The 16,265-nt window shown below is 45.8% G+C and carries 1 protein-coding gene; it reads left to right on the forward strand.

Annotated features, from left to right (window positions below; genetic code table 11):
* Window positions 1–815 precede the first annotated feature (815 nt).
* Window positions 816–16,187 carry a retention module-containing protein gene (locus NDJ01_RS22010; protein ID WP_258587350.1) on the forward strand — a complete coding sequence of 5,124 codons (15,372 nt, stop codon included), beginning with the start codon at window positions 816–818 and terminating at the stop codon, window positions 16,185–16,187.
* The last annotated feature ends 78 nt before the right edge of the window (window positions 16,188–16,265 follow it).

The following is a 16,265-nucleotide window of genomic DNA, read 5'->3' on the forward strand; positions in this document are numbered from 1 at the left end:
TTCTCATCTTGAGATTAATGAGGAAGCTCCATGCCTCGAATGGTCTTTTTTTGTTGTATGGACGCACTATATCAATGGAAAAACCGTGATAAAAGCCTCAAATCAAGGTTAAGAGAAGGTTAGCGATTACGCAAACGTTTAGGACGGGAATTACTGATAATTTTACTTATTGTGTTGATTGATAATAACGATGGTATTAATAGCTCTCACATCATTGAAAGTGGGGGAATATTTACATATTATTGAAAATGATAATTATTTTCAAGTGTGATGTTTATGTATTTTCTTATTAGCTTGCTCGTATTTTTTTTACTGTATATCAGGACAAAGCCGAATTCGTGGTGCTCGGGAATTCATATTGTGAGCCACATTTTTATGGTTATATTTTGTCCAACGATTTATGTCATTCAATATTTAATCGTCACGTTTTTCTCGTCACCGATATTGATTAAGTTGTCATCACGTTCAGGTGTATACAACATTCTTATTGCTTTTCTTCCATTATTGATTGCAACCGGTAGTTTGGCGTTTAGCTGAGCGTTTTCATCTATCTTCTTTTTTAAAACGACTACACTTATACGGAATAAGATATCAATTTCATATAATTAATCGATATTGCGGTGTTAGGACATGTGTCACATTTCTGTGACTACTAGTAAGTTTTACTTACTTTGCTCATTAGTGCGCCATTTATCGATTGTTTAATGAGTTGATACTTAGTCTAATCGTCTAAAGGTGTGCAGTATGCCGCACTAAATCATTTAAAAACTATCTAAAAAGGTTAATGGGAAACGTAGGCCATTAGCGGAGGTCAGATGAGTACGCAAACCGTGCCGCAGAACGCGATTGTAAATGCTGTCAAAGGTGAAGTCTTGGTTTTAGGTCTGGATGGAAAAGTCAGGTCTATAAAAGCGGGGGATGAGTTAATATCTGGCGAAGTGATCATTACTGAAAATAACGCTTCTCTTGATGTACAGATACATAATGAGCTGTATCTGGTTGATGCTAATTGTGTCGCGTGCCTTCCAGAACCTTCTTTTGAACAACCAGAAACCTTGCTGCAATCTCCAGTTAATGGCCAGGTTACTTTCGATCCAACAGCTATCGAAGGTGCTAACTTTGACGCTAATGATGTCGCGGCCATCCAACAGGCCATTTTAGATGGTGCTGACCCGACTGCTATTTTGGAAGCAACGGCTGCTGGTGCTGGCGCTGAAGGCTCAGCCAATGCTGGCTATGTGACCGTTGAATATAATAATCCGGAAGTACTTGCCTCCACCTTTTTTGAGACGTCAGCGACTCGTAGCGGTGTAGAAGAACGCGATGAAGCTGATGATTTAGATGTCACTATCTTTGCCGATGGCGGACAATCATTGCAATCTAGCGTAACAGAAGGCTCAATTTCTCTATCAAGCTATCCGCAAACCATTTCTTCTAGTGTGCTGGTTGAAGCAGGGGATCTCGCACTTGATACCGCTTCATTTGTACCTGAAACGTCCTCATTAGAGTCTCTGTTAACCGAGCTAAATAGTGATATTACCTCTGCTGGTCAGCCAGTGGCGTTCGTTTATGACGAAGCGCAAAATGCCATTATCGGCACTCAAGAAGGTAACGAAGTGCTTCGTATAGAGATCGAAGCGACATCTTTAGGCCGTGATTTAGAGTTAGAGGTCGTTACCACGATTAGCCAGGGCATTGACCATGTCGCTTCTGTTGCTGATGGTCAAGTTTCCATCTCCGGTGATCAAATCAATATCGCTTTTGACATTACAGGCGCAGATATTGGTGGTAACAGTATTCAAGCACCTATCGATTTCACGACAACCGTTATTGATGGCGATGATCCGGCGCCGCAAAACGTTACTTTCGAAAACGTTGAATCTTCTTCTACTCCGATTACTGGCACCTTTGTTGATATTGGTAGTGATCAATTGGCAACGGGCACATTTAATCAAGAAGGACTTAGTCAATTTGATGGCCTATTGAGTGATAATCAGGCAACAGAGGCGGTACTCTCTGAAGACGGCAGCACTATCACCTTGTCCATTGCTGGCTCTAATGAAACCGTTTTAACTATCAATCTTAACACTGATGGTACCTACCAATTTGAGCAATTTAAGCCGTTAGAACAAACAAATGGTGAAGATACGATTAAGCTCTCTTTGCCAACCACAATCGTCGATTTCGACCAAGATACGGCAAGCAACACCTTTACGTTAACCATCCTTGATGGCGATAATCCAGTGATTGAAAACGTGACGGGATTGTCTTTAGACGAAGCGGGTGTTGACCAAGGTTCACAGGAAGGCGCGGTAGTAACAAGTGGCACTGGGTCGATCACGACAGCGGTCGGTAGTGACATCATTGACCATTATGAGTTGGAACCTACAGAGTTTAATGTTGGTGGAGAACTCCAATCTCAAAGGCAGGTTGTTCAACTAGAATTAGCGTCCGAGAGTAACGGCGTGCGTACTTACGAGGGTTTCATCGAGCTGGATGGCGTGCGTATCACAGTATTTGATGTGGCGATTGATGTCCCTGTATTGGGCGAATACCAATTCAACTTGTATGAACAACTCGACCATACGGGTGCTAACGATGACTCGCTCACTTTCTCACTGCCAGTTTACGCGGTAGATGCGGATGGCGACCGCTCCTCGATTACTGAAGGTTCGAACACACCAGAAGCGGCGCAAATTGTCATTCAAGTTCAAGATGACGTTCCTTCGATTGATGGCGTTGATGCGCTGGCCGTCGATGAAGATGATTTAAGTTCGGTAGGCTCTGACCAATCACAGCCAACATTAGTTGAAGGCCAGTTCACGACAACTCAGGGCTCAGACCGAGTTGTAAGTTATCAATTAGAGAGCGGAACTGATCCACTCAATGGGTTGGAATCACAGGGTCGATCTATCTCTCTGACGGAAACAGCCAACTCAGATGGCAGCTTTACCTATTCTGCAACGGCAGAAGGGGACGCTATCTTCACCTTACAAGTGAACCCTGATGGTTCTTATTCATTTAGTCTTGAAGGCCCGATCGATCATGCTGTGGGTAGCGATAGCCTAACCTTGGATTTCACGATTGTTGCAACGGACTTTGACGGTGACACCAGTTCACTTGTTCTACCAGTTACCATTGCTGATGATGTGCCAACCATTAACGACGTTGTTGCTCTTACCGTCGATGAAGATGATTTAAGTTCGGTAGGCTCTGACCAATCACAGCCAACATTAGTTGAAGGCCAGTTCACGACAACTCAGGGCTCTGATGGCGTCGTACAGTATCAGTTGGATGTAAACGCTGATCCTTTAAATGGCCTACAATCTCAAGGGCAAACCGTCTCCATCGCCGAAACGCAAAATGCAGACGGCAGCTATACCTACAGCGCAACGGCAAATGGCAGCGCAGTCTTCACATTAATTTTGAATACCGACGGCTCGTACAGTTTTGAGCTGGAAGGTCCAATCGACCATGCGGCAGATAGCGACAGCTTAACCCTTGATTTTAGCGTTATTGCGACAGATTTCGATGGTGATACAAGCCAAATCTTACTGCCAGTTACTATCGTGGATGATAAACCGACTATTACCGATGTTGATGCGATTACCGTTGATGAAGATGACTTAGCAACAATTGGCTCAGACCAGACTGATCCGATTCCAATCGATGGCAACTTTACTACCACGCAAGGCTCGGACCGAGTAGTGAGCTATCAGCTCGATGCTTCTGCAACACCAGTTGACGGCCTTACATCACAAGGCGTTGCAGTCACGCTAACTGAAACCGCAAACGGTGATGGCAGTTTTACCTACCAAGCAACAGCAGGTACTGAGTCGGTCTTTACACTGACAGTGAACACTGATGGCTCTTATAACTTCACGCTAGAAGGGCCAATTGATCATGCTGTCGATAGCGACGAGTTGACGCTCAACTTCCCAATCATCGCAACCGACTTTGATGGCGACACCACAAATGCCACTATCCCTGTCACCATCGTGGACGATAAGCCAGTTATTACTGATGTGGATGCCATTACGGTTGATGAAGATGATCTAGCATCAATCGGTTCAGACCAAAGTAATCCAATTTCTATTGATGGCAGCTTCATAACCACGCAAGGCTCAGACCGTGTGGTGAGCTACCAACTCGATGCTTCATCAACACCGGTGGACGGTTTAACATCTCAAGGTGTGGCGGTAACGCTAACAGAAACCGCAAATGGTGATGGTAGTTTCACTTATGAAGCGACAGCGGGTTCTGAAGCGATCTTTACGCTGACTGTGAATACTGATGGTACTTACAACTTCACGCTTGAAAGGCCAATTGATCATGCGGTTGATAGTGATGAGTTGACACTGAACTTCCCAATTATAGCCACCGACTTTGATGGCGACACAGTAACTGAAATCATTCCAGTCACGATTGTTGATGATGTACCGACTATTACAGCGGTTGATGCGTTGAGTGTCGATGAAGATGACCTTAGCGGTGTGGGCTCAGACCCAGGCGGCGATCTGTTTGTTGAAGGTGCGTTTACGACCACTCAAGGCTCTGACCGAGTTGTGAGCTATCAACTGGATTCAACCGCTGATCCTGTTGCGGGGCTGACCTCTCAAGGTGAGGCGATTACCCTGGTGGAAACCGCGAATGGTGATGGCAGCTTTACCTATGTTGCGACCGCAGATGGCAATCCAGTATTCACGTTAAACGTCGCAACAGATGGTACTTACGACTTTACGCTGCAAGGCCCGATTGACCATGCAGTAAATAGCGACAGCCTGACGATTGATTTCCCAATTGTTGCCACCGATTTTGATGGTGATACAACTTCAGCTACCATTCCAGTTACGATCACGGATGATGCACCAATCATCGATAATGTCGTGCCTCTGGCTGTCGACGAAGATGATTTAATTGGCTCAGACCAAACTGACGCTGTGTTTGTTGAAGGCGCGTTTACTACTACCCAAGGCTCAGACCGTGTGGTGAGCTACCAACTTGATTCAACTTCTGATCCTGTTGCAGGCTTAACTTCTCAAGGTGAGCCTGTTACCTTGGTAGAGACTGCGAATGCTGATGGTAGCTTCACTTACGTGGCTACCGCGGATGGCGATCCTGTCTTCACCATGAATGTGAATGCTGACGGTACATACAACTTCCGTCTGGAAGGCCCGGTTGATCACGCGCTAAACAGCGATGAATTAGTTCTGAACTTCCCAATCATTGCAACCGACTTTGATGGCGATACGACAACCGCGACTATTCCAGTCACGATTACTGATGACGTTCCAACCATCGATAACGTTGTCCCACTAACAGTAGACGAAGATGACCTTGCCTCAATAGGCTCAGACCAAAACGATGATGCGTTTATGTCGGGCTCTTTCACCACAACTGAAGGCTCAGACAGTGTTGTTAAATACCAGCTTGATGCAACCGCAAATCCAGTAGCAGGGTTGACCTCTCATGGCGAGCCTGTCGTGCTTGCTGAAACTGCTAACGGCGACGGTAGTTTTACTTACACTGCCACAGCAGATGGCAATGCCGTATTTGAATTGGTGGTGAAGCCAGATGGCAGCTACACCTTTACTCTGCAAGGTCCACTAGACCATTCGGTGAATAGCGACAGCCTGCAAATCGACTTCCCGATTATCGCAACAGATTTTGATGGAGATACCTCAGCAGAAACACTGCCTGTCACCATCGTTGACGATAAACCAACCATCACCGACGTAGACGCGATCCGCGTGGATGAAGATGACTTAGCGACAATTGGCTCTGACGGCTCAGATCCAATTTCAATCGACGGCAACTTTACTACAACGCAAGGCTCTGATGGGGTAGTGAGCTACCAATTGGATGCGGCTGCAACGCCAGTTGATGGCCTAACATCGCAAGGTGTGGCAGTGACGCTGACGGAAACTGCAAACGGCGACGGTAGCTACACTTATGAAGCGACAGCAGGAACTGAAGCCGTATTTACGCTGACCGTGAATACGGATGGTTCATACAACTTCACGCTTCAGGGGCCAATTGACCATGCGACAGACAGTGATGAGCTGACACTGAACTTCCCAATCATCGCAACGGATTTTGATGGTGATACCACCACAGAAACGATCCCAGTCACCATCGTGGATGATAAACCGACCATTGCCGATGTTGATGCGATTACCGTTGATGAAGATGACTTAGGTACGATTGGCTCAGATCAGACTGGCCCGATTTCAATCGATGGCAACTTCACCACCACACAAGGCTCGGACCGAGTAGTGAGCTATCAGCTCGATGCTTCTGCAACACCAGTAGCTGGACTCACATCACAAGGGGTGGCAGTCACGCTGACTGAAACCGCAAACGCTGATGGCAGCTTTACTTACGAAGCGACAGCGGGGACTGAAGCGGTCTTTACGCTGACAGTGAATACCGATGGCTCTTATAACTTCACGCTAGAAGGTCCAATCGACCACGCGGTAGATAGTGACGAGCTGACACTGAACTTCCCAATCATCGCAACCGACTTTGATGGCGACACGTCTGCTGAGACAATTCCTGTCAAGATCGTTGATGACAAACCGACACTTGGTGGCATCGAAGCAACAAGTGTGCAAACGGTTGACGAGGACGATATCCCAACAGTCGGATCTGATGGTACGCAGTCGAACAGCATTGCAGGTAACTTCATCGCGACTGATGGTTCTGATGGCATTTTGGAGTACAGCGTTTCTGACCTGACGACGCCAGTACAAGGCCTGACCTCTGGTGGTCAATCTCTGGTTATGGTTGAAGTATCAAACGCAGGTGGCGTTTCAGTTTACGAAGCTCGTATTGATGGCACGACGACACCAGTATTCCGTGTGACCCTTGATGCCTCTGATGACAGCTACACGTTCGATTTGCTTGCTCCTCTCGATCATCCAAATGCTGATGGCCAAAATGAACTGGTCATCAATTTACCGATAAACGCGACTGACTTTGATGGAGACGTGTCGAACAACATCACCTTACCAATTACGGTTGTGGATGATGTTCCGACCATTGATGGTTTGCTAGCAGGCAGCGAACAAACCGTTGATGAAGATGACCTACCAGCAGGTACGGATGCTGCAAGTGCAGAAGATACTGTTATTTCAGGTACTTTTGATATCACCGAAGGTGCTGACCAAGTTGCTTCTATTCAGCTGAGTGACCTGACCACGCCTGTTGCGTCACTGACTTCAGATGGTGAAGCTATCACCTTAGTTCTGTCTTCTAGCGCAAATGGCGTGAACGTATACCAAGGTGTTGCTGGCAATCCTGCTGAAGTGGTTTTCGAACTGACGCTGGATGCAACGAACAACTCCTATGAGTTCGATTTACAGAAGCCGCTTGATCATCCCGATGGTAATCAGCAAAACGAGATTGTTATTAACCTCCCTGTGACGGCGACAGATAATGATGGTGATACTTCACCAGCCTTCACATTGCCAATTACCGTTGTGGATGATGTTCCAGTTGTTACCAATATTGAAAGTCTACGTGTCGACGAAGATGACTTACCTCTTGGTTCTGATGGAACGAAAGAGCCATTAACGGTATCAGGTGAGTTCGAAGTCACTAGCGCAGATGGTATTGATGCTTTCGAATTGGATCTGAGCTCAAATCCTATCCCGAATCTGAAATCGGGTGGAGAAGAGGTAACACTTTCTCAAGACGTTGGTGCTTCAACTGCTGACGCGCGTGTTTACGTGGGACAAACTCCGGGTGGAGTGACGGTCTTCACGTTGACACTTCATCAAGATGGTAAATACGACTTTGAGTTATCTGGTCAGTTAGATCACGCGGTTAACTCTGATGAGATTTTGTTGAATCTACCTGTGAAGATCACGGATGGCGACAACGATATCATCACTGCGACCTTGCCAGTGACCATCGTAGATGACAAGCCAACCATTGATGCTATTAGCTCTGGTAGTACCTTGTCTGTGGATGAGGATGATATTCCGAGCCAAGGTTCGGACGACACGCCAGAATCCAATATCATTGGTGGCAACTTTGACGTTACTGATGGTGCCGACTCTATCGTTAGCTTCCAGTTGGATAGCTTAACGTCGCCTGTTTCTGGACTTACCTCAGGTGGTCAACCGCTTGAGTTGGTTGAGTTTTCAAATTCAAATGGTGTGATTGAGTACCGAGCTTATGTACAAGGTACGACGGACACCGTCTTTAAACTGACGCTAAATGGTTCAGCAGACAGTTATGAATTTGAACTGTTGGGTGCACTTGATCATCCTGCGGGTAACGATGAAAACTCGTTAGTCATCAACTTCCCAGTCAACGCGACCGATTTTGACGGCGATGTGTCCAATAACATCACCTTGCCGATCACCGTGGTGGACGATGTTCCAGCGATTGTGAAAGTGACAGACTCTAGCCAACAAACCGTTGATGAAGATGATCTTTCCGGTGGCTCTGACACGACAAGTAATGATTCTACGGTATTGAACGGCGGATTTGAGGTCGTTGCTGGTGCAGACAAGATTGTCAGCTACCAAGTTTCAGACCTCGATGCCGTCGTGTCAGGCTTAACGTCGAACGGCAGCAGCATCGAGTTGAATCTAGTAGGCACCAATGGTGGAGTAACCAGTTACGAAGCGGTTATTACTGGCACATCAACTAAGATCTTCACGCTGTCTCTTGATGCGAATAATGACAGCTACCAATTTGAGCTGTTGGGACCAATCGACCATGACGCTGTTCAAGGTGAAAACAACCTTGTCATTGATATTCCAATTACAGTAACAGACTTTGATGGTGACACGTCATCATCACTGAATCTTCCAATTACCGTAGTTGATGACATTCCCGAAATTAAATCAGCAGATGCTTTGGCTGTAGATGAGGATGACCTTGCCAACGGCTCCCAGGCAGCCAACAAAGACAGCCTAGAAGCAACGGGCAATTTCGATACGGTGGAAGGGGCAGATACCGTTGTCTCTTATCAGCTGGATCTTACTTCTAACCCGATACCAGGAGTCACTTCAGGTGGTCTTGCGGTGACGTTAGTTCAAACCGCGGTAAGCAACAACAACTTTACTTATCAAGGTCAAACACCTGATGGTAACTCAGTGTTCACGCTAGTTTTGAACGCTGACGGCTCTTACAAGTTTACGCTTGAGGGTGCGCTAGATCACTCAACTCAAGGCGAAGATACACTCATACTTGATCTCCCAGTCTTTGCGACCGATGTCGATGGCGATACGGCCGGTATTAACTTACCAGTGACGATTACCGATGATGTTCCAACCTTGCACGATGCATCTATTTCGCGTGTTGAGGGACAAGGCAGCCGCACGGTTCGTTTATTCCGAGACCCTGTAGAGGGGGATGATGACCTTGGTGCTGACGGCGCACAAGTGACTTCATTCTCGGCTGATGATTCAGGCATTTACTTCAAGCAAAACGGTGTTGATTCCGATTCTGTTGATTTAAACGGCAGCAACCAAGTTGTGTTCGTTCACAAGGTTCTTGACGGAGTGGATACTGAAATCGGTCGTTTGGTTGTTCGAACCGATGGCAGTGTGTCATTCCGTCCGAATGACGATCTTGACCATACCGAAACCGACTCGATTGATTTCACCATAAACGTTGTTGCAACCGATGGCGATGGCGATATCGCAGATGCCGATGTGGATATCTCGATAAGAGACCGCAATGCGCAAATTGACACGTCTACCGTTACTGCGTTCGAAGACCAAGGGCGTGATGGTGTCGTTGTGGGCGTTGACTCTGCAAATACTCAGGACAACTTGTCGACGCTGGATGTTAGCCCTGCGAAAGTCGACTTGGTTATCAATTTACATGATATCGACCGTAACGAGAGCTTAGGTGACATCACTATTCGAGATGCTGATACTCACAACGGTACGTTCTACTACAGAGACGGCAGTGGCAACTACATTGAATTAACATCTGTGGGCAATACGGTTGTTCTCGACGCATCAAATGTTGAGCAGTCATTCAATGGTGAGCTTGTCTCGCTAGATAACTTGTACTTCGTACCAGATCGTCATACATCAACCGATGCTTCTGGTATCGATCCTCGTATCCGCGTGGAAATTCTTAACAATGGTACGCCAGATCATACGATTAATGGTCGTTTAGACATTGAAGTTGCTGCCGTTGCAGATATTGCAACGTGGACGGCAAACAGTGAATTTCACTACTCGGTTGATGAAGATGGAAACAATGTCGCACTTAACATCACGGCTGAAACCCAAGACACTAGTAACCCTGAAGGCATTGTGTTCGAGCTTGTCTTTACACAAGGAGAAGGTAACGCAGAGTTAGTCTATTCAGATGGTAGTGCGATACCAAAATCCGGTGGTGTTTATCTGGTGGATGCAAGCCGAATTGATGAAGTTCAAGTTGATCCGATAGATAACTTCTCGGGCGAAATCAGAATTGATGTCACCGCTATTACGACGGAAAACAACAATCCACTGCTTGGGAAAGATACCGCTCGCTCAGAAACCGAAACCATCATTATTGATGTAAACCCAGTTGCGGATAAAGGTAGTTTTACTGTAAACCGAATTAATGTGTTTGAGGATAATGCTCGAACTCAAAATACGGTAGACCCTGTCACTGATCACGACCCACTCCAATTAAGTGAAGTGATCACCATGAAACCATCAGCGGACTTAGATGGTTCTGAAGCGTTATTTGTGCGCATTTCTAACTTCTCAATTGATGGGGTTACTCTGGTGTGGCTGGACTCAGCAAACCCAAGTCAGATAGTAGAAGTGACCGATTCAGGCGGCAATATACTTTATTACGAAGTGCCAGAGTCTGAATTAGCGAACGTCGAAGTTCTTCCTCCGTTGCACAGCAATGATGACTTTACTTTCAATGTCGAAGGCATTGTGAAAGACACAGCATCATTGTCTACCGGTACGACAGAAGATGTGTTGTCACTGGGCAGTAAGACTGTCATCGTTGGTGTAAAAGGTGTTGCTGACATACCAGACACGGTATTAATTGACGCGGGGAACGTTTGGAACCGATTCGTAGACGGAGATGTGGCCGGGATAGAGACGACTATTGAAGAGAATGGTGTTGTAAACCTCAACTTCTCGGTTGTATCAGGTGAAGTTGCCGATAGACCTCTGGATGATTCAGAAGCCATTACTGTTATCCTGTCCAACATCCCCGATGGTGTTCGTGTCGTAGATTCAGACGGTTCAAGCGTTGACCTCACCTTTGTTGGCTATGATGGTAACGGTCAACCGATTTACGAAGCAAACATCACTGGGCTGAATTTTAATTCCGGTATTCAAATTATTCCAGAAGCCTCTTCAACCGAAAACATTGCGATTACAGGGACGATCATTGTTACCGAAAATGATGGTCATAGTCGTGTGATTGAAAGAGAGGTAAGGATCAAGGTCGAACCCGTTATTGACGCTCAAGATAACTACGTTGTTCGATCTGAGGGAGATGAAGATACGCGCTTTGACATCGATTGGAAACCGACGCTCGTACAAAGCCCTGATACCGATGAATTCTTTAGTGATGTAACCATCTCTGGATTTCCTCCAGGCAGCACGGTCTATGTAGATGGTGTGGCACAAACGCTTGTTTCTGGAACACTAACGCTTTCACCGCAAGCCGGTGAATCAGAGCAAGATTTTTCCGCTAAAATCTCTCAAAGTGGCTATGTTCAAGTCCAGTTGGAGCAGGATTCAAGTACTGACTTTGACTTGACCACGACCGTCACTGTGAAAGAGATTGACCATGAATATGTTGACGCTTCGAATCCCGGTGAAGGTATCGCTGAGAAAACCATCAATGGTACGGTGAATGTCCAAGTTAATCCAATCGTTGAGCCAGAGGATAAAACGGGGGCAATAGATGACCAAACCCGTCTGCTTGTCACTGAAAATGGTGGTGGTGCTACCGATATCGTGAAGTCAGACGATCAAGGTAACATTGACTTTACGATCAACACTTCTATGGGGGGTGAATCTGGTGCTCATATCATTAAATATCAAGAGTTTGATGCGTCTTCTGATGAAGTGGTGACTCAACTTGTTGTTCAATTTCACAATGTGGACCCTGAGATCCTCAACCAATTGGTTATCGTCGGTGCACTAAATGAAGGTGGAGGTCGTTGGACAGTAACCAATGAAGATAACTTCTCAATTAAAGCGCCGTCTGGTCTTGATTTAACACCAAATGATGACAGCGACGATGGCGATAACGGCGGTCTCTCTCAAATTGGCTTAACCATTTACGCAGAAGTGAATGATTTGGGCGAAGATTTGGGCAACGAAAAAGATGCGACTGTCATGCGCCAAACGGATGTGACACTTGAATTTCCTACCGTTCTCACACCACAAATGAGTGTAGCGGCAGAGATTCAGGTGGCTGATGATGTCCAAATTCAAGCGTTGGAAGATAATTCTATCAACCTTGGTGCTCAGTTAACGTCGAAAGTTGATGCGATTAATGCAGATGGCGTGGAGGATGTCTTGACTATTATCGTCGATCCTTCAGCTCCTGGCATTCCTCCTGGTTTGGTGATTACGGGGACGGATATCGACTTTGTCAATGGCAAATACGTGTTCCAAGCCCATATCGATGCGAGTGGAAATATTACTGGCCTTGATGGTTTGACGATGCACTTGGCAGAAGATTACGCAGGTGATTTCGAATTACCAATTCGGTTCGTCACTAAAGACACTGAGTCCGGTGATGAAAAAGAAAATAATGTCCAGTTTCCAGTTCAGGTTTTACCGGTTGCAGACGTTCCGAGTTCAGCCGGGGATCAGCCGTTGGATAGCGATGTCACACCGAATGTAAAAGTAGATATCGTTGGTACTTTCGGCTTGGATGCAAACAAACAACCTGTAACTGATCTAAATAACGACGTTCCCACGGCGGATGGTGTCGGTTACGAAGATGGCTTAATCCAACTTAACTTGAGTGTTGATTTTGCCGATCAATTTAACAACACTCAAGGTGGTCGAGAAACACTAACGAACATCAAGTTAGAGCTTGATGACACAACATTAGGTGAGTTTGTTGATGCCAATGGTAACAGCTTAGGAACCAGTATTGAGTTTAATGAAGCTGAGATTTTAGCTGGTGCGCTTGACAATGTTCTGTTTAAGCCAAAAGAAAATTACCCCGTAGGTGGTGGCCAAAATACCGTCAAGATTAATATCGAGGGAGAAATTACTGATGAAGCTGTGTTTGATCAGTCTATCTTGAATAACTCTGGCGATAATATAGATGTGAGAACCTTCACTGACGATGTCACATTTGAAGTTACGCCAGTCGTTGATGACATTACCATTACAGGTGCCGATCCGACGCAGCCAATCACGGTGATTGGTGACGAAGATACTTTAATTTCGTTGAATCAATCGGGCTCAGGGGTTTCGATCAGCTTAAACGATAATGATGGCTCTGAAAGTTTCGTTTCACTCAAGTTAACAGGGATCCCTGATGACTTTGTCGTGCAATCCAATTCCTCTGATTATGTTGTTAAGAACAACGGCGGAGGAGAATGGAGTATTCAGCTAAAAGACCTTACTCAGACATCCGTTGATTTGAGTGACATCCAAATCAAACCGCCGAAAAACTTCAGTGGTGAGGCAGAGATTGGAATTACCGTGTTCATCCAAGAAGAATTGTTACAAGTACCAACTGAGCGAACTAATAACTTTACGCTGGTTGTGAATCCTATTGGCGATGATGTTGATGTGAATCCTGATACTTCAGCTGCGGGGAATGAGGGAGAAGATATTGTTATCAACGTCAATGCGTTGGTGGTTGATAACAAAGAGTCCATCGGAGATGGCGCAACCTACCAGGAAAATGATCCAGAGACGCTGAGAGTTGAGATTTCAAATGTCCCTGATGGGGCGAGTGTTTCATTACCTGATGGAACGGTGTTTACTGACCAAGGAAATGGCGTCTTCGTATTAGAAATCGATGCTCAAGATTTGGATCAAGTGGTCTTTAATTCTGGTGATCGAAACGATAACTCATGGGGAGGGTCACTGCATTTCAAAGTGCAAGCGGTTGATACCGGGCTCGATGGTCGCCAAAGTTTAGGTTCAGCCGAGGAGTTTGACGTAGCTGTTGATGTTGAAGCGGTGAATGATCGACCGGAGTTCGCGAATGTCATTGACGTTGAAACACCAGAAGACAACGCTATCCTGCTGGATACATTTGGTATTTCGGATGTGGATGCGGTACTTGATGATCCTACCGCAGAGTATGTCTTGAATATTGCTGTCGATAGCGGTTACTTGGTGCTCAATCCATCGATTATTGCCAATTACGGATTGACGGTTTCTGGAGACGGTACGGGTTCAATTGAACTGAAAGGAACCGTATCTGACCTTAACGCCGCTATCGCTGATGGTTTAGTGGAGTTTAACCCAGCGCTTAACTTCTTTGGTAACGTCAATGTCGACATCTCTGTCGATGACCAAGGCAACGAAGGGATTGTGATTAGCGGTGTCGATGAAACACTCAATTCAAATAGCAGCCAATTTGTAATTGAAGTCACAGAGGTGAATGATGCGCCAACAACATCGGAAGTGACGCTGACAAGTATTGATGAAGACAGCGGCGCTGTTATTATGACCGCAGCGGACTTGCTGGTTAATGCGGTTGATATTGAGTCGGACAATTTAACCGTTAGCAATGTTACGCTTGTCGACCCTGCAGCAGGGACGCTTACTCAACTGAGCTCAACGGAGTGGAGCTTTGAACCTGCTCCTGATTTTTACGGGGATGTAAGCTTTAATTACGATATTACGGATGATGGCATGACCAATGGCGTCTCGGATCCGAAGACCGTCAGTGGCTCAGCCGTGATGACAGTGCAGGCGATTAACGATGCTCCGGAGATTGATGGCTCAATGGTCACAAATACGATTGTGGAGTCATCGGATCAAAAAATCTCAGGTATCGAAATTACCGATGTTGATTTTGCAGGTGTTCATGAGAATGAAATCATGACGGTGTCACTCAGCATCGATGAGGGTGATATAAGTGTCGTTGTCCCGGCGGGGAGTGGCATTACTCAAGGCGTTGGTTTAGCAGGTGAAACTGTACTGATGGGGACTTTGTCTCAGCTTAATAGTCTTTTCGCTTCGACGGATCCGGATGTCGGTGTATTTATTGATGCCAGTGACGTGAACAGCAATTCTATTGCGCTTACCGTTACCGCTGATGACAACGGTATCTTCTATGACAACTTAACGGGTACCTCACTACAAACGTCAGAAACGTTTGATATTAACGTAACGCCTGTCGCTGACGTACCAAACCTGGCCATTGATCAGAGCTTTAGTTACATTCAAAGAATTAGTGCGAGTCAAAGTGCAAGCCGTCAAGGCATCGCGCTGGTGGGTATTATGGCTGCGTTGACCGATGTCGATGAAGTACTGGCCTTAGAGCTCACAGGCGTGCCAAGAGGAGCCACTATCACGAGTGAGGCCACAACATCGAATATCAGCTTTGATGGTACAACATGGACTGTTCCAGAAGATGAAATTGATACGCTACACATCAATAATGCGATCCCGGGAGATTACGATATTACATTGACTGCGGTTTCTACTGCATCAAATGGTGACCAAGCGTATTCAACGCCATTAGACATTAATCTAAACGTTACACTAAATAGTCAAGATATTGATCAGTCAGCTGAAAGTGAAGACAGCTATCTTATTGGTAGTGATGCAGGCATTACTTTAGCAGCAGGTACGGGAGATGATTATATCCTAGGAGGAGATGGAGATGACGTGCTTATCGGCGGACTAGGCTCTGATATTCTGACTGGTGGTGCGGGTAGCGATATCTTTAAATGGACAGAAGACACGGTGGATAATGGTGCGATTGACACCATCACTGACTTTAGCGTTAATGAGGACACCATTGACCTCAAAGACGTGATCGCTGATTTGAATGATCCAACGGCAGGTATTGATGATTTACTTGCGCACATTCAAGCCGATTACGACGCATCAACAGAAAATGTTTCTCTGAACATTACGACGGATGCAAATGTCCAGCAAACCATTGTTGTGGAAAACTTAGGTACATCGATAGACTTCAACGGTCTTAGCTCCAATGAGATTGTAGAGTCATTGCTGAATCACGGTGTTATTGATAACGGATAAATTTGGATTCAACATAAAACGGGCGGCTTTAACAAGGCGTCCGTTTTTATTGGGAGTTATTGGTTTTTATCGAGACTT

The sequence above is a fragment of the Vibrio sp. HS-50-1 genome, from assembly GCF_024747315.1.
GTDB lineage: Bacteria > Pseudomonadota > Gammaproteobacteria > Enterobacterales > Vibrionaceae > Vibrio > Vibrio diabolicus.